This window comes from Pseudomonas sp. GL93 (genome assembly GCF_003408955.1).
GTDB lineage: Bacteria > Pseudomonadota > Gammaproteobacteria > Pseudomonadales > Pseudomonadaceae > Aquipseudomonas > Aquipseudomonas paracarnis.
Genome location: NZ_NKRF01000006.1, coordinates 1 through 17,778, shown reverse-complemented (window position 1 = coordinate 17,778; position 17,778 = coordinate 1). Strand labels below are relative to the sequence as shown.

The following is a 17,778-nucleotide window of genomic DNA, read 5'->3' as shown; positions in this document are numbered from 1 at the left end:
GTTTTGCCGCTTGGATCGGCAGTACCGCGCGCCTGTAAAAAACTGCGGGCGCAGCCGTAGGCCTGGAGGGGCTTCCGGCAGGCTTGAAAATTAAGGGATCTGTGGGCTGGGGGGTGACATGGGAAGCGGGGACAAGGAGCGGTACTGCTCGCGCGAGGGACTGTATCGGGTGCTGCGAGCCGATCAGATTTGTACGACGAAAAGCCCGGAAACGTCTGACTTTACCCTCAGGTAATCCCTCTCCAAAGTTTGGTTTGCCGCTGACTTTCTCACCTCGGAAAGTACGGCCAAACACTCGAATGGATAAAGGGCAGAACAATGAGCGTGGGTTATTTCATTGGCAAAGGTGACAAGACCACCTGCGGCGGCGAAGTGCTGGACGGTGATGATAGAGTCAACATGTATGGCCTGCTCCATGCCCGTGCAGGGGATCGGGTCAGTTGCGGGAAAGATGGGCAAATCTATCGGATCGTCGGAGGTATTCATTTCATTCACAGTCATGGCCGGCTTACTGCCGGTACGCTGGACAGCCACAGTGACTGCCCCTGTAAAGCTCGGCTGATCCCTTCGGTTCACAAGGCTACGTATAGGAGCCGAAACGCAGCCCTGCCAACCACCACCGCGGAAACGGCGAACAGCACCCCAGTGGCGCGTTCTCAGCCTACCTACACCCCTTCAAGCAATGGGGCTGCGAATGTCTTTAACGGTGTGATGGGCCAGGAGCCAGGTTTTTACATCGTGCCCAAAAGCATGAGTCGCGAAGCGCTGGAAGCCATACTTTTTCCAGCGCTCGACACGGCTGTAATGCGCAAGTTTCAAGCACTGAATCCCAATACGAGCCACGTCAAAGCCGGCTCGATGATCGTGCTCAGCGATCCGAACAATAACTCCTGCACCTATCAGGAAGCGCAACTGATGCAGGCTGCACAACACGTCAGCGCATCTCTGGAGGAGCTGACGCCGGACGAGGCTGACTTTCTCTATCGCCACGGTGCCGAGATCGCTGGATTTATCGGTCATACCTCAACCTGGCTCGGCGTCAGCGCTGTGGTGATGGAAACGCACATGAACAACCTACGCGACACCCTCCAAGCCATCGAGCGCCTGCATCAACAAACTTATCGTCAGCACGGTCACCTTAAATCGCCCCAGTTCTTCGCGGATCGACAGCGTCTTATGAACCATCTGGATGCCCACCTGCTTAACTCCACGCGCTTACGTGGCCAAACCACCCTGGGCGATCACCCCAAGTTGAAAACGGCCCTAGGTATATCCAGTCGCAGCTTGGTACATCACTGGGACAAAGCGGGTGGGCCTGGGCAGATTCCGGGGTATTCGGCGCATGTGGAAGCCACCAGCCGTGCGGCCAGATACATGAAGGCAGGTGGGTATATCGGAATTGCCCTTGGCGGCGTATCCGCCTCATTGGCAATACAGCAGGTTTGCAATAACGATTCCGGAGCGGCTTGCGAAAAGATCAAGTTTACCGAGGCTGGAAAGTTCGCTGGCTCGGTTGGCGGCGGTGCTGCTGGCGGGTGGGTCGGTGGTGTTGCTGGTAGTACGATCTGCCTGGGGCTGGGTGTTACGACAGGTATAGGGGGCGTTATCTGTGTAGCGGCTCTGGTTGGCACAGGCGCTTGGGCGGGTACGACGATCGGTGGCAAAGGTGGCGAAATGGGCGGAGAAATTTTGTATGAGAAATCTTTGCCATGACGACGGAAGAGTTTTGGAAGTCCTGGCTGGCTTTCTGGATGGTTGCCGGGGGACCGCTTCTGCTTGGCTTTGCCGGCCTCGCATTCAGTATGTACCTCACCCACCGTCACCTGGACGCCATTAAGGAAGCTTTGAAAAACAGCCGTTATATCTACCTTTGGGGAGACAGCCTTGGGAAGCGCGGTTTGATTTGGTCTCTTTTGGAAATGTCACAAATAGCCGGAATGATCCTGATGCCAAAGTTGCATATCCGGCATGGCAAATTGGACCCCGTGGACTATGAAAACTTCCCACCCTATCTAAAGCGTCTTCTCACAATCGTTACGACGATGATCTCTACCGCCCTGATTTGGATGGCTGTTGTAGCCATTGCATTGGAGTTCAGGTAACCCAAACGGGCCTCACCCGAGGCCCCACATCAACACAGCCGAGTGCAATCTCCTGTAATTCACGGTTGACGAGACTGTCCGTATTCAGTTTTACCGCTTGGATCGGCAGTAGCGCGCGCCTGTAAAAAACTGCGGGCGCAGCCGTAGGCCTGGAGGGGCTTCCGGCAGGCTTGAAAATTAAGGGATCTGTGGGCTGGGGGGTGACATGGGAAGCGGGGACAAGGAGCGGTACTGCTCGCGCGGGGGACTGTATCGGGTGCTGCGGGACGATCAGATTTGTACGACGAAAAGCCCGGAAACGTCTGACTTTACCCTCAGGAAATCCCTCTCCAAAATTTGGTTTGCCGCTGACTTTCTCTTACTCGGCCACCTCGGAAAGTGCGGCCAAAACCTCTAATGGATAAAGGGCAAAACAATGAGCGTGGGTTATCTCATTGGCAAAGGTGACAAGACCACCTGCGGCGACGAAGTGCTGGACGGTGATGACAGAGTCAACATGTATGGCCTGCTCCATGCCCGTGCAGGGGATCGAGTCAGTTGCGGGAAAGATGGGCAAATCTATCGGATCGTCGGAGGTATTCATTTCATTCACAGTCATGGCCGGCGTACTGCCGGTACGCTGGATGTGGGAGACAAGATTTATGAGATTTCTCAACCATGACCAGTATCGACAATTGGTCTCCCTGGGTTGCGATTATTGTCGCGGGCGGCTGGCTTGTCCTTGGCTATGCGGGTCTCGGACTTAGCCTGTATCTTACCCATCGTCATCTGAACGCCATAAAGGAAGCGTTGAAGAACAGTCGTTATATCTATCTTTGGGGAGACAGCCTTGGGAAGCGCGGTTTGATTTGGTCTCTTTTGGAAATGTCACAAATAGCCGGAATGATCCTGATGCCAAAGTTGCATATCCGGCATGGCAAATTGGATCCGGTGGACTATGAGAACTTCCCTCCCTATCTAAAACGTCTTCTCACAATCGTTACGACGATGATCCTCACCGCTGCGATTTGGTTGGCGGCTATATCCATTCTGCTGGAGTTCAGGTAACCCAAACGGGCCTCACCCGAGGCACCACATCAACACGGCCAAGTCCAACCTCCTGTAGGAGCGAGCTTGCTCGCGAAAAAATCACAGGCGCCGCGTTTAATCAGGATGCCGGCGTTATCGTTGACGTTTTTCGCGAGCGAGCTCGCTCCTACATGGGGCAAAAAAAACCGCCCTTGCGGGCGGTTCAAGAAAACTCGGCCGTGATCAGAAACCGAGGGTGAAACTCACCGTCACCGCGTGGTCCTTGTCGTTGCGCGAGAGTTGGCCCGAGTAGCCCAGGCCCAGTCTGCCGTTCTGGCTGATCTGGTAATCCAGGCCTGCTTCCACCACCGCGCTGTCCTTGGCAATCGGCACGCCCTGGGTGCTGAACGAGCCACCGCCATTGATAAAACTCAGGTCGGCGTCGGGCTTGGTGTCACCGAAGGCATGGCGCCAGCCGATGCTGCCCCGTGGGGTGATTTTCGAGCCGTTGCCCAGGGTGATGGTCTGGCCAATGCGCACGCCCAAGGTCGAGTAGGTGATGTCCTGGTCGGCATCGCCACGCAGGGCTGCCGAGCCGCCTTTTTCCTTGATCGTGTCGCTGTCGTAGTTGACGTAGGCCAGGCCGGCGAACGGTTCCAGGGCCACGCTAGGGGTTTGGATGGTGTAGCCGACTTCACCGAACACCTGCGCACTGCGTGCCTTGTAGTCGGCTTTGAGGCGTTGGCCCTCGCCGCCGACTGCCACGTTGCGTTTGCTTTCGACGTCATGCCAGCTGTACGCCACGCCCATGCGTGCGGCGAAGGCTTCCTGCTGGTAGGCGGTGTAGGCCATCAGGTGGTAGCTGTCCACATCGGCGCTGGAATTGCGGCGCTTGGCGTCCAGGTCGCTACGGGTGTAGCCGGCGGCCACGCCCACGCGCCAGGCGTCGTCCACTTGCTTGTCGGTACCGAGCAGGAAGCCACTGAGGTTGCGGTCCAGCTTGGCGGTGTTGCTGTCACCGCCCATGTGGCCCCAGGTGCCGAGCACGCGCATCCAACCGACCATCTCGCCATGGCAACCGGCGCTGCTCAGGTGGTTCTCGCTGGGTGCCAGGGTATTGCGCGGGTCGTCCTCGCGGTAGCAACCGGGTTGGCGCAGGCGCTCGTTGACCGCATCACGCACGTAACGGGAGTCTTCAAGCATAGCGCTGGCGGTGCTGGCGTGGATTTCGCCGGACAAGCTGTCGAAGGCCGCACGTGCCGCCGCTGCATCACCGTTAAGCAGTGCATTTTGCACCGCTGCGCCACCGACTGCGGTACCTGTGCCCAACGCCGCCGCCACGCCGCGTTGGTTACCGGTGGCCGCCACGCTGGCGTAGCTGACGTCGTTGCGGCTGACCGCCAGGGCCACTTGGGTTGGGCTGTAGTTCAACGCGGTCGTGAGGAATGCCAGGTTCTCCAGGTTGGTGGTGGCGAAGGTGCCGTTGACCGCGCCCGCCGTCAGCAGGGTGTAGGTGGTGGCGCCGGTATAGGGTGCCAGGTTGATCACACTCAAGGTGCCGCCCAGGTTGGCGGTGCCGCCCACGGCCAGGGAGCCGGTGGTGGATGGGGTGATCACCAGGTTCAGCGCACCGGTGCTGGCGTTGGTGAAGTTGCCGGCCACGGTCAGCTTGCCACCGTCGGGCGTCACCGAGCCGTTGTTGACCAGCGAACCGACACTGCCGTTGCCGGTCAGCCCCGCACCGTTGGCCACAGTGACTTGGCCGCCAAGCACCGCGCCTGGGTTGGCCGCGTTACCCACTTGCAACACGCCCTCTTCCACTGCCACGGTGCCGCTGAACGGCTGGTTGCCGGTCAGCAACAGCGCGCCCGCGCCTTGCTTAATCAGCGCACCCGTGCCGCTCAAGGTACCGCTGAACTGGCCATTGGTGCGTTGGGCGAACAACAACCGCGCGTTGTTGAGGATCCTGCCACGCGGGCTGGGGGTGGTGCCCGCCAGCGTACCGCCACTGACGGTGGTGCCGCCGGTGTAGGTATTGGCGCCAGTCAGCAGCAAGGTGCCCGCATCCAGCTTGTTGATGCCCCCGGCTCCCACCAGCGGTGCATCAATCTGGGCAGTCACGCCGGAATTAACCCGCACTGGCGCCAGGCTGCCATCCGCCGCATTGGTCGGGCTCAAGCTGCCGCCTGCGCCGGCGGTCAGCGTGTAGCCGGCGTCCAGCACTTGCAGGCCGGTGAAGCCTTGGTTGCCGACTACGGTCACGGTGCCGCCCTGCCCGCCAAATACCGCGAACTGATTGGTGGACGCCTGCCCTTGGGTGCCGGTGGGGTCGGTCCAGTTGGTGCCTGGGCCCCAGGTACCGCTGCCGCCGCTGATGCTGCCATCGGGGTTGGTGGTGCCGCCATTCCAGAACTGGATCTGCCCTGGCGCGGTTTGCACCACCAGGTTGAGCTGGTTGGCCAGCGCCGTTTGCAGGCTCAGGTTGCCCAGCGCCACCGGCAAGGTGCCAAAGGTGAGGCCGTTATCGGTCAAGCTGCCGCCGTAGCGAAACAGCTGGTACACGCCGACGCCAAAGCCGCCCGTATCGCTGACGTTAAGCGTGCCATCCAGGGTCAGGTTGCCCGCCACGTTCACCGCTGTACTGGAGGCACCCGGCGCACCGAGGGCGAAGTCCAGGGTGGTGCCCGACGACAACGCCAGCGAACCCACCGACAGCGGCGTCGCGGCACCGGCCTGGAGCACCGAGCCGTCGGCCATGTTCACCGCACCGCCCAGGGTACCGCTGCCGCCGAGGGTCGCGCCGCTGGCGACTTGCACTGCGGCGCTGTTCAAGGTGCCGTTGACCAGCAGGCTGCCGGTGTTGACGTTGGTGTTGCCGGTGAAGGTGTTAGTGCCGCTGAGCAGCAACGCGCCGGTGCCGGTTTTGTTCAGCACGCCGGTACCCGTGAGGTTGCCGGTGTAGGTGCCGTCGATGGCTTGCTCAAAGGTCAACGCCGCGTTGTTGGCGATAGCGCCTTGCAGGCTGGTGGTGTTGCCGGTGGTGGTGCCGCCGTTGAGCGTGGTACCGCCGCTGTAGGTGTTGGCAGCGGTCAGCAACAACGCGCCGTTGCCATTTTTCACCAGGCTGCCGCTGCCGCTCACCACGCCGTTGAGGGCCAGGTCGTGGCTGCCGGCCAGGGTCAGCGGGCCGCCCAGGTTGAGGGCATTGGCCAGTTGCAGGTCGGTGCTGCCATCCAGTTGCGCTGCGCCGCCGACCGTCAAGGCACCACTGCCCAGGGCAGCATTATTGCCGAGGATCAATTGACCGGCGTTCAGGCCTGTGCCGCCGCTGTAGCTGTTGACGCCATTGAGCGTCAGCGCTGCCGCACCGTTTTTCACCAGGCTGCCGCTGCCGCTGATAACCCCGTCGAGGCTCAGCGCGTTGCTGCCTGCCACCGCCAAGGCACCGTTGAGCACGGCCGCATTGGCCAGGCTGACCGCCGCGTTACTGTCCAGGGTGGTGCCGCCGGCCGCCGTCAGAGCGCCTGTGCCCAGGGCACTGTTATTGCCCACCACCAGGGTGCCGCCATTGAGCGCGGTACCGCCGGTGTAGCCATTATTGCCGTTGAGTACCAGGGTGCCGCTGTCGAGTTTGGCCAGGGTGCCAGCGCCGTTGAGGGTCACGCCCGGGGTCGCGGTGGCGTTGGGGTCGACGCGCACCGCGGTGTTGCCGGTGCCGCCATTGACTAAGTTGAGCACGCCCGCCGTGCCGGCGCCCAGGGTGTAGCCATCGGTGACGAACTGCATGCCGGTGATGTTTTGCGTGCCGTCCACCGTCACGTTGCCTGCCGCGCCTTGGAACACCGCGAAGCTGTTGGCCCAGCCTTGGTTGAGGGTGCCGTCGACATTGGTCCAGTTGGTATTACCGGCGTTCCAAGTGCCGTTGCCGCCGTCAATCGCGCCGTTGCCGATCAGGCTGCTGCCATCCCAGAACTGCACGGTGGTGTTGGGCGCAGTCACCAGCAGGTTGACCTTGTTGGTGACCGCGGTCTGCACTTGCAGGTCGCCCGGCACCACGCTGCCTGGCAGTGTGCCGAGCGCCAGGCCGTTATCGGTCAAGGCCCCGGTGTAGTTGATGAGGTTGTAGACGCCGCTGCCAAAGCCGCCGATATCGGTAACATTGAGGTTACCGTCCAGGGTCAGGTCGCCACCGACATTCAGCAGGCCTGTGCCGCCACCCAGCACCGGGGTGCCGAGACCGACATCCAGGTTCGAGTTGCCGCCCAGCACCAACGAGCCCACCGACAGCGTGCTGCCGGAGGCCAGGCCGATGTGCCCACCGTCGGCCACGGTCACCGCACCGCCCAATGAGCCGCTGCCGGCCAGGGTTGCGCCGCTGTTCACCGCCACCGTGCCGCTGGCCAGGGAACCTGTGACATTCAAGGTACCGCCGTTGACGTTGGCCGCGCCGCTGATGCCATTGGTGCCGCTCAGGTTGAGCACCCCGCTGCCGTTTTTATCCAGGTTGCCGGCACCGTTGAGCGCACCGCCAAAACTGTTATCCAGATTGCTGCCACCCACCGCCAGCGTAGCGCCGCCAGCCACCTGCACCGTGCCGGTGCCGGCCAGGCTGTTGAGGTTGGCATTGCCACCCAGGTTGAGGCTCGCGCCGCTGCCGACAGTGACGCCGGAGGTGGTGCCCAGCGCCCCATTACCCGCCGTGGTCACGCTGCCGGCCGCCACGGTCAGTGGGCCGCTGAAGCTGTTGTTGCCGGTCAGCAGCAGGTCCGCCGCGCCATTTTTGATCAGCGCTGCATTGCCAGCGAGTACACCGGCCAGGGTCAAGTTGTTGTTGCCAGCAACCGTGAGGTCGCCATTGAGGTTAACCGCATTGGCCAGCACCAGCGGCGTGCTATTGACCAGGGTCGCCGCACCGCCGACGGTCAATGCGCCCGAGCCCAGGGCCGTGGTGCTGCCGACGGTCAGCGTACCGGCATTGAGCGCCGTGCCGCCGCTGTAGGTGTTGGCGCCGTTGAGGGTCAGGTTGGCGCCACCGGCCTTGGTCAACGAACCACTGCCGTCCACCACACCGTTGAGGCTCAGGTCGTTGCTGCCGCCGATGGTGAGCGCGGCATTCAGGCTGGTGTTATTGGCCAGGGCCAACACCGTGTTGGTGTCCAGGGTGGCTGCCCCATTGACCGCCAAGGCACCGCTGCCCAGGGCCGACGCATTGCCCAGGGTCAGGGAGCCGGCATTCAATTGCGTGCCGCCCAAGTAGGCGTTGGCGCCGTTGAGCGTGAGGTTGCCCGCGCCGGTTTTGGTCAGCCCACCGCTACCGCTGACCAGGCCGTTCAGGCTCAGGTCGGCGGTGCCCAGAATGCCCAGGTTGCCGGCCAGATTGACCGTATTGGCCAGGGCGACCGCCGTGTTGCTGTCCAGGGTGGTGCCGGCGGCCGCGTTCAGGGCGCCGCTGCCCAGGGCAGTGTTGGAAGCCAGGATCAGGCCGCCTGCGTTGAGTGCGGTTGGGCCGGCATAGGTGTTGTTGCCACTGAGGGTCAGGTTGGCGATGCCATTCTTGATCAGGCTGCCCGTGCCCGCCACGGTGCCGGCCAGGGTCAGGGCATTGCTGCCGCCGAAGGTCAGGCTACCGTTGACGTTGAGTGCATTGGCCGGGGGGACCGCCGTGCTGCTGTCGAGGGTGGTGCCGGCGGCCGCGTTCAGGGCGCCACTGCCCAGGGCAGTGTTATTGCCGACCACCAGGGTGCCGCCATTGAGGGCGGTGCCGCCGGTGTAGCTGTTGGCACCGTTAAGCACCAGGGTACCGGTGTCGAGCTTGGCCAGGGTGCCGCCGCCGTTGAGCGCCACGCCCAGGGTGGCGGTGACGCCGGGATCGACACGTACGGCGGTGTTGCCACCCACACCATTGAACAGGGTCAAGGCGCCCGCTGCGCCGCCCGCCAGGGTGTAGCCATCGGTGACGAACTGCAAACCGGTGACGGCTTGCGCGCCGTCAACCGTGACGGTGCCCGCCGTGCCTTGGAACACGGCAAAGCTGTTCGGGGTCCAGGCGGTGTTGAATGCGCCGTTGACGCCGGTCCATTGGCTGCCGCCTGCACTCCAAGTGCCGTTGCCGCCTTCGATGGTGCCATTGCCCGTGGTTTGGCTGCCGTCCCAGAACTGCACGTTGGTGCTGCCGTTGACCAGCAGGTTAACCTGGTTGCCAATGGCGGTTTGCAGGTCCAGGTCGCTGGCCGGGATGTTCACCGGCAGGCTGCCCAGCAGCAGGCCGTTGTTGGTCAGGCCACCGGTGTAGTCGATCAGGCGGTAGATGCCCGCACCGAAGCCGCCGATATCGGTGACGTTGAGGGTGCCGTCCAGGGTCAGGTTGCCGTTGACCTGAACCAGCGCCGTGCCGCCCGTGGCGGGCGCACCGAGGCCCGCATCCAGGTTGGAGTTGGCATTGAGCAGCAGCGAACCGGTGGTGAGGGTCGCGCCGGAATTGACGGCCAGGTGGCCGCCGTCGGCGATGGTCACGTTGCCCAACAAAGTGCCGGTACCACCGAGGGTGGCGCCACTGCCCACCGCCACGTTGGCGCTGGCCAGGGAACCATTGACGAGCAAGCTGCCGGCGTTGACCTGGGCGTCCCCGGTCACCACGCTGAGGCCGCCGAGGGTCAAGGCGCCTGTGCCGTCTTTGGCCAGATTGCCGGGGCCTGCCACGATCCCGTCGAAAGTGCTGTCCAGATTATTATTGCCGACGCTCAAGGTGCTGCCGGCGCCTACGGTTGCAATCCCGGTACCCGTGAGGGCGCCCAGGCTGGCGCTACCGCCCAGGTTCAGGGAAGTACCGCTCGCCAGGTTGACCCCGGCGCCGACACCCAGTGCACCATTGCCCAGCGTGGTAAGGCTGCCCGATTGCACATCAAACAGGCCGTTGAAGGTGTTAGTACCGGTGAGGCTCACATCCGCCGTGCCGGTTTTTACCAGGCTACCGCTGCCGGCCAGCACGCCGGCCAGGGTCAGGTTATTGTTGAGACCGCCCACGGTCAGCCCAGCGTTGAGGTTGACCGCATTGGCCAATACCAGCGGTGTGCTGTTGGCCAGAGTGGCCGCGCCGTTTACGTTCAAGGCGCCGGTACCCAGGGCCGCTGCCGTGCCCAGGGTCAGCGTGCCGGCGTTGAGCGTGGTGCCGCCTTGAAAGGTGTTGACGCCATTGAGGGTCAAGTTGGCCGCGCCGTCTTTGCTCAGGCCAGCCGTGCCGGTGACCAGGCCATTGAGGGTCAGGTCGTTACTGCCGGTGACGGCGAGGTTGGCGTTAAGCACGACGCCATTGCCCACACTCAGCGGTGCCGCGTTATTCAGGGTCGCCGCGCCGCCAACGGTGAGGTTGCCCAGACCAAGGGCGGTGGCGCTGCCCAAGGTCAGCGTACCGGCGTTCAGGGTGGTGCCACCCAGGTAGGCGTTGGCGCCGCTGAGGATCAGATTGGCCGTGCCCTCCTTGGTCAGGCTGCCCGCACCGTTGATTGCGCCACCGAGGGTCAGGTCAGCGCTGCCGCCGATGCCCAGGTTGCCCGCCAGATTGATCGCGTTGGTGGTGGTGACCGCCGTGCTGGCGTCCAAGGTGGTACCGCCTGCCGCGTTCAATACGCCCGCGCCCAGCGCCGTATTGCTGGCCAGGATCAGCCCGCCTGCGTTCAAGGCCACAGGGCCCAGGAAGGTGTTGGTGCCGCCGAGTGTCAGGTCTGCCGCGCCGTTCTTGACCAGGCCACCGATGCCGCTGATGGCGCCATTGAGCGCCAATGCGTTGCTGCCACCGACCGTCAGGGTGCCGCTGAGTACCGCATCATTGCCCAGGGTCACCGGGGCATTGCTATCCAGTGTGGTGCCCGCCGCAGCGGTCAGCGTGCCAGTGCCCAGCGCGGTGTTGCTGCCCACCACCAACGTACCGCCATTGAGCAAGGTGCCGCCGGTGTAGCTGTTGGCGCCATTGAGCACCAGCGTGCCGGTATCGAGTTTGTTCAGAACGCCCGCGCCGGTGATATCAACGCCCAGGGTGGCAGTCGCCAGTGGGTCGACGCGCACGGCGAAGTTGCCGCTGCCAGTGCTCAACTGCCCACCGGTGCCATTGACCAGGCTGTAGCCATCGGTGGCGAATTGCAGACCGGTGATGGTTTGTACGCCATCCACGCTCACAGTACCCGCCGCGCCTTGGAACACCGCAAAGCCGCCGCCCCAGGTCTGGTTGGAAAGGCCGTCGGCCGAGGTCCAGTTGGTGCCCCCCGCTGTCCAGGTGCCGTTGCCACCGTCAACAGTGCCGTTGGCAATGGCGTTGCTGCCGTCCCAGAACCGAATGTTCGGGGCCGATACCACCAGGTTGACCTGGCTGCCCACGGAGGTTTGTACCAGCAGATCACCTAGGCCGAAGCCCAGCGGCACCGTGTTGACGTTCAACGCACCGGTCAAGCCGCCGGTGTAGTTGATCAAGCGATACACACCGGCGCCAAAGCCACCGGCATCGCTCACATTAAGGTCACCGGCCAGATTCACGTTGCCACCGACATTCATCAGCGAGGTCAGCGACGGTGCGCCAAGGGCCACATCCAGACTGGCCCCGGCACTCATGTTCAGGCCAGCGGCCGACAAGGTCGTGCCACTGCCCAGCGCCAAGTGCCCGCCGCTATTGATATTCGCCGTACCCAATAGCGAGCCACTGCCGGTGAGGGTGCCGCCGCTATTCACGTTAACCAACGCGCTGCCCAGAGAACCATCGACATCCAGGGTACCCGCGTTGATCGCCGTGTTACCGGTGATGCCATTGATTCCGTTGAGCGTGAGGGTGCCGGTGCCGACCTTGATCAAGCCGCCAGCGCCGCTGAGATCACCGTCAAAGGTACTGCTGGTGCTGACGCCACCCACAGTGAGGTTAAAACCGCCGCCAACTGCCACGCCACCTGCACCGCTGAGGCCAGCCAGGCTGGAATCGACACCCAGGTTCAGCGCAGCGCCAGCGCTGACATCAACGCCGGAGGTGCTGCCCAATGCACCGGTGCTGCCGGTGGTGACGCTGCCGGAGACAATATTCAATGGCCCGGTAAAAGTGTTGCTGCCGCTCAAGGTCAGGTCAGCCAAGCCATTTTTGATCAGCGCACTGGCGCCGCTGATCACGCCGCTGAGGTTCAGGTCATTGTTGCCCGCGAGCGTCAGGTCACCATTCAGGGCAATCCCGTTGCCCAGGGTGAGGGCCGCACTGTTATCCAGGGTTGCCGCACCGCCGACCGTCAAGGGGCCTGCGCCCAATGCGCCTCCCGTGCCCAAGGTCAGCGTACCGGCGTTGAGGCTGGTGCCACCGGTGAACGTGTTGGTGCCGTTAAGGGTCAGGTTGGCCAGGCCATCCTTGATCAGCGCACCCGCGCCGCTGACCACACCGCCCAGGGTCAGCCCATTGGTGCCGCCGACGGTCAGCCCGGCGTTGAGGGCAATGCCATTGCCGAGCGTCACCGCCGAGGTGCTGTCCAGGGTGGCGGCGCCGCCGACGGTCAAGTTGCCCAGGCCAAGCGCCGTGTTGCTGCCGACGGTCAGGCTGCCCGCATTCAGCGTGGTGCCGCCCAGGAAGTTATTGCTGGCGCTGAGTGTCAGGCCGGCCGTGCCGTTTTTGGTCAGGCTGCCTGCACCGTTGACCGTGCCGCCCAGGGTCAGGTTGGCGCTGCCACCGATTCCAAGATTACCGGCCAGGTTGATCGCGTTGGCCAGCGTAGCACTGGTGCTGGCGTCCAGGGTCGTGCCTGCGGCTGCATTCAACGTACCCGCACCCAAGGCACCGGTAGCGCCAATCACCAGCTTGCCGCTGTTGAGTGCCGTGTTGCCCAGGTAAGTGTTCGCTTGATTGAGGATCAGGTCAGCCGGGCCGTTTTTGATCAACCCGCCAAGGCCCGCCACCACGCCGCCAAGGGTCAGCGCGTTGCTGCCGCCAAGGGTCAGGTTACCGCCCAGGTTGAGGTTATTGCCCAGGCTCACTGCTGCACTGGCATCCAACGTGGTACCCGCCGAGGCGTTCAACACACTGGCGCCGAGCGCAGTATTGGAGCCAACCACCAGCGAACCGGCGTTGAGGGCCGTGGCGCCGGTGTAAGTATTGTTGCCCGTAAGCGCCAGGCTCGATACGCCTTCCTTGATCAGCCCGGAACCACCGCTGACAACCCCACCAAGGGTCAGCGGGTTCACGCCGTCTACGGTCAGATTGGCGTTCAAGGTAATCGCATTGCTGGTGGTCAGCGCAGCATTGCTCTGCAACGTACCCGCACCCGCTACGGTCAAGGCACCGGAGCCTAGCGCTGCGGCATTGCCCAATGTGAGCGTCCCGGCATTCAAGGTGGTGCCGCCCTGAAAGGTGTTGGCGCCGCTAAGGATCAACTCGCCGGTACCGGCTTTGTTCAGGCCAGCAGTGCCCGAGATCAGGCCACTCAAAGTCAGCCCGGTAGCAGCCCCCTGCACCGTCAGGCCACCGGTTCCGAGGGTCGTCAGGTTAGCCAGCGTCAAGCCGTTGCCGGTGGCCTCGATAGCGCCGCCGTTAGACGTGAGCACACCGCTGCCAAATGTCGCGTTGTTATTGAATTGCGCCACACCGCCATTGAGCGTAGTGCTGCCGCTGACCAACGGCCCCTGCAACGTCCAGGTGCCACTGTTGATGGCCAGGTTGTTGAAGTTGACATAGTTGGCGCTGGAAGCCGTGCCGGTGCCTGTACTGCCACCACCGACACCCGTCGTGTTTTCAAGGATCAGCGAGTTGCTGCCGCCTGCGCCGCCGTCCACCTGGCCGGTGGGCGCAAACGTCAGGTTCACGCCGATCAGTCCGCCCAGGCTTACGCCGAGGCCGCCGCCATTGGTCACTTGCGAGCCCGTGACTGCCGTAAAGGTGTTGGTACTGGCGGTCCCCATCGACACGCCGCCAGAGATCGTGCCGGTGTTGCGGAACGTGTTCCCTGTAGTGGAGCTCTCGAACGCCACGCGCCCGGTCAGGGTGCCATTATTCGTCATATTGACCTGCCCGCCACCCTGCACTGCCACCACCGGGGTATCGGAAGTGAACAGCGACAGGCCGAGCAACGAGGAAGAACCAATGACCCCGTTGTTGACGATCGTGGTGGTGCCGCCTGCGCCGTTGGTGGCGTTCAGGGCCATGCCGTCCAGCGAGGCCAGGTTCAGCCCCAGCAACGCGCCAGTACCGCGCATGATGCCGGTGGCGCTGTTGGTGATGTTCAACACGCTGGCTGCCGTGTTGCCGATCACCACCCCACCGCTCAACACTGAAACCAATCCCAGGAGTGCCGGGTCAATAGTGCCGGAGTTGTTCAACGTGGCGTTGTTGCCGGTCAGGGTCAGTGCTTTGCCGCCCAGCGTTGCGTTGAGCTGCGCCCCGGCGTTGACGTTGACCGTCAGGTTGTTGACCGCGCTGCTGAAGGTGTTGAGGAACAATGGCAATGACGGCACGCCCGTACAGGTCACCGTCGCGCCGGCCGTAGGACTTGCCGGGCTACAGGCGGCAAACACATCCGGGCTCGCCAGCCCCATCACCAGCCCGGCCACTCCCAGGCGGATTGCGAGAGAAAGTGCAGAAATACGAGGTAAAGCGGCAGTCGCAAGTCTTCTATCCACGTCCTACTCCTTGTGGTCCAAGCCTTTCGTCCGTGACTGCGTGCACGCCTTGCTTCAACGATCCACACGCATCGACTTCGAAACACCTGACCGTGGTGACTACTGATCCAGTTTTTCGAAACGTTAGTAGACCTGCGCGAAAGCCATTGAATTAAATGGTATTAATACTTTCGTAAAACCGGCGTAAGAATGGGATGAGAGCCAACATCCATTGACTGTCGCGACAAAAATACAAGTTTCAAAATGTGAAAAAGCGCTCTAATAGCGCTCTATTTCCCCTGCTGTGGAACACTTTTGTGGCCAGAGATTGCTCCCGCTCGGGTGCGCAGCGCCCGCAGTTTTTTGGGGCCGCTTCGCAGCCCAGCGGGAGCAATCTCTGGCCACAATGGCCCCCCGAGTTGATCCACGTAAACGATGGAGTTCGTAATGCCCCATGAAGGCAACCTGTTACAAGCAGCCGTGGTGTTCCTGTTCGCCGCCGTGCTGACCGTGCCCCTGGCCAAGCGCCTGCAATTGGGCGCGGTGCTGGGCTATCTGTTCGCCGGTGTGATCATCGGCCCGTCGGTACTTGGCCTGATCGGCAACCCGCAAAGCGTGGCGCAGTTTTCTGAACTGGGCGTGGTGCTGTTGCTGTTCATCATCGGCCTGGAATTGTCACCCAAACGTTTATGGGTAATGCGCAAGGCGGTGTTCGGCGTCGGTCTGGCCCAGGTACTGCTCACCGGCGTGGTGATGGGTGCGGTCGCGCTGTGGCTGTTTGGCCAGTCGTGGAACAGCGCCATCGTGCTGGGCCTGGGTCTGGCGCTGTCCTCCACGGCGTTTGGCCTGCAAAGCCTGGCCGAGCGCAAGGAGCTCAACCAACCCCACGGGCGTCTGGCCTTTGCCATCCTGTTGTTCCAGGACATCGCGGCCATCCCGCTGATCGCCATGGTGCCGTTGCTGGCCGGCAGCGATCATCCGACCACCGAGGCCCAAGGCCTGCAACATGTGCTGCAGATCCTGGGCAGCATCGCCGTGGTGATCATCGGCGGGCGCTACCTGTTGCGCCCGGTGTTTCGCATTGTCGCCAAGACCGGCCTGCGCGAAGTGTCCACCGCCACCGCGCTGCTGGTGGTGATCGGCACCGCCTGGCTGATGGAATTGGTGGGCGTGTCCATGGCCCCGGGGGCCTTCCTTGCCGGCCTGCTGCTGGCGGATTCGGAATACCGCCACGAACTGGAATCCCAAATCGAGCCGTTCAAGGGTCTGCTGCTGGGGCTGTTTTTTATCAGCGTGGGCATGGGCGCCAACCTCAGTCTGCTGCTCAGCACACCGCTGGTGGTGATCGGCCTGACCCTGCTGCTGATCGGCTTGAAGCTGCCGCTGCTGTACGCCGTCGGGCGAATGGTGGGCGACCTCAACCGCGAAAGCGCTTTACGCCTGGGCGTGGTGCTGGCGGCGGGGGGTGAGTTCGCCTTTGTGGTGTTCAAGATCGGCCGCGACCAGGGCCTGTTCGAACCGCAGCTGTACGACGTGCTGGTGCTCACCATCACGCTGTCCATGGCCGTGACCCCGCTGCTGTTGCTGGTGTGCCCCAAGCTGTTCAAGCCCAAGGCCAAGCCGGTGGAAGTGCCCGAGGAATACCGCGCCATCGAAAGCGATGCGCCCCGCGTGGTCATCGCCGGCATGGGCCGCATGGGCCAGATCGTGGCGCGTATCCTGCGCGCGCAGAACATCTCGTTCATCGCCCTCGACACCTCGGTGGAAACCATCGAGCTGACCCGCAGTTTCGGTGGTATGCCGGTGTTCTACGGCGACCCCCAGCGCCCGGAAATCCTCCATGCGGCCAAAGTCGATCAAGCGGAGTTCTTCGTCATCGCCATGGACGACCCGGAGATCAACATCAAGACCGCCGAGCTGGTGCGCAACCTCTACCCGCACATGAAGATCATCGCCCGTGCGCGTAACCGCCAGCACGTACACCGCCTGGTGGACCTGGACGCTTCACCGGTGCGCGAAACCTTCTACTCCAGCCTGGAAATGAGCCGCCGTACCCTGGTCGGTCTCGGTTTGAGCCAGGCCCAGGCCGATGCGCGCATCAACCGCTTCAAGACCCATGACCAGCAGGTACTCGCCGCCCAACACGCGGTGTACGACGACGCGGCCAAGGTCATGCAAACCGCCCAGGAAGCCCGTGCGGAACTGGCGCGCTTGTTTGAAATGGACAGGCTTGAGGAAGAATCTTCCGACAAAGTGTGACGGGGCCGATGAACGAGATTGCGAATTTTCTGACAGAATACGCCGCAATTTCGTTCATCCCCGGAGTGCTTCATGGCCACGTTCACCAAGACCGCAATGCTGCCGGCCCTCGCCCTGACCGCCGGCAGCGTGTTCGCTGCTGCCAAGCCCGCCACACAGACCATCTCCACCTTGGGTGGCAAGTTCACCTTCAAACTGCCCAAGGCCTACAGCGCCGACACCCTGCCCTCCGGCACGGCGCAAGACGGCACCGCCGACACCCAAGGCACCCTGTACGCCAACTCGACGACGAAAAGTGTAGTGATCGTCGCCGAAACCGTGCGCAACGATGGGGCAACTATCCAGGATAACGACCCGCAGTTCCTAGACGGCGCCGTGGCCGATTTCGTCAAGGACCAGAGCGCTGCGCTGCCTGACTTCAAGAAACTGGGCGAGAAGAAACTCACCTACAAGGGCCTGGGCCTGCGCCAAGTGGACAGCAGCGCCACCCAAGGTGGTGGCAAGACCTTGAACTCCACATTCCTGGGTGGTTCGGGCAACCACTTGCTGGTGATCCAGGCCATTTCCCGGGCGGATGATGTGAAGGGGCATGCGCAGTTGGTGAAACAGATTACGGGCGGCAAGTAACCCCCCTCTACCAGCCAACACAAAACCCATGTGGGAGCGGGATTGCCCTAATGCCAGTCAGTTAAGGCTTTTTTGTAGGAGCGAGCTTGCTCGCGAAAAACTTACAGGCGCCGCGTTCATTCAGCGAGCACGCGTTATCGTTGACGTTTTTCGCGAGCAAGCTCGCTCCTAC

At 62.7% G+C, this 17,778-nt stretch carries 7 protein-coding genes; 6 read left to right on the top strand and 1 reads right to left on the bottom strand.

Annotation, left to right across the window (positions count from 1 at the left end; genetic code table 11):
* Positions 1-318: 318 nt before the first annotated feature.
* The 4 genes from CER19_RS02735 to CER19_RS02715 all read left to right on the top strand — a co-directional run bounded on the left by CER19_RS02735 (position 319) and on the right by CER19_RS02715 (position 3,149).
* Positions 319-1,713 (top strand): PAAR domain-containing protein, encoded by a 1,395-nt coding sequence (locus CER19_RS02735; RefSeq protein WP_116665308.1) that lies wholly within the window; start codon positions 319-321, stop codon positions 1,711-1,713.
* Positions 1,710-2,102, top strand: coding sequence for a hypothetical protein (locus tag CER19_RS02730; RefSeq protein ID WP_116665307.1), 393 nt, complete (start codon positions 1,710-1,712; stop codon positions 2,100-2,102). The genes CER19_RS02735 and CER19_RS02730 overlap by 4 nt, the downstream gene beginning before the upstream one ends.
* Before the next feature lie 415 nt (positions 2,103-2,517).
* Positions 2,518-2,763, top strand: a complete 246-nt coding sequence (locus tag CER19_RS29330; protein ID WP_330211271.1) for a PAAR domain-containing protein — start codon at positions 2,518-2,520, stop codon at positions 2,761-2,763.
* A complete protein-coding gene (locus tag CER19_RS02715) occupies positions 2,760-3,149 on the top strand; it encodes a hypothetical protein (RefSeq protein ID WP_116665305.1) in 390 nt (129 codons plus the stop codon). Before CER19_RS29330 ends, CER19_RS02715 begins: the two co-directional genes overlap by 4 nt.
* 204 nt (positions 3,150-3,353) lie before the next feature.
* On the opposite strand, the gene CER19_RS02710 is transcribed toward CER19_RS02715, so the two are convergent.
* On the bottom strand, positions 3,354-14,741 hold the full coding sequence (locus tag CER19_RS02710; RefSeq protein WP_116665304.1) for an autotransporter-associated beta strand repeat-containing protein: 11,388 nt from the start codon (positions 14,739-14,741) through the stop codon (positions 3,354-3,356).
* A 426-nt stretch (positions 14,742-15,167) separates the two neighbouring features.
* On the opposite strand from CER19_RS02710, the gene CER19_RS02705 reads away from it, so the two are divergent.
* Together CER19_RS02705 and CER19_RS02700 are read left to right on the top strand one after the other, a co-directional pair.
* A complete protein-coding gene (locus CER19_RS02705) occupies positions 15,168-16,979 on the top strand; it encodes a monovalent cation:proton antiporter-2 (CPA2) family protein (RefSeq protein WP_116665303.1) in 1,812 nt (603 codons plus the stop codon).
* A 72-nt stretch (positions 16,980-17,051) separates the two neighbouring features.
* Entirely contained in the window at positions 17,052-17,606 is a 555-nt protein-coding gene (locus CER19_RS02700; RefSeq protein WP_116665302.1) for a hypothetical protein, read from the top strand.
* Positions 17,607-17,778 lie beyond the last annotated feature (172 nt).

Excerpts from the sequence above, each read along its gene's own strand:
- CER19_RS02735 (WP_116665308.1), top strand. The coding sequence starts at position 319 with ATGAGCGTGGGTTATTTCATTGGCAAAGGTGACAAGACCACCTGCGGC.
- CER19_RS02730 (WP_116665307.1), top strand. The coding sequence starts at position 1,710 with ATGACGACGGAAGAGTTTTGGAAGTCCTGGCTGGCTTTCTGGATGGTT.
- CER19_RS29330 (WP_330211271.1), top strand. The coding sequence starts at position 2,518 with ATGAGCGTGGGTTATCTCATTGGCAAAGGTGACAAGACCACCTGCGGC.
- CER19_RS02715 (WP_116665305.1), top strand. The coding sequence starts at position 2,760 with ATGACCAGTATCGACAATTGGTCTCCCTGGGTTGCGATTATTGTCGCG.
- CER19_RS02705 (WP_116665303.1), top strand. The coding sequence starts at position 15,168 with ATGCCCCATGAAGGCAACCTGTTACAAGCAGCCGTGGTGTTCCTGTTC.
- CER19_RS02700 (WP_116665302.1), top strand. The coding sequence starts at position 17,052 with ATGGCCACGTTCACCAAGACCGCAATGCTGCCGGCCCTCGCCCTGACC.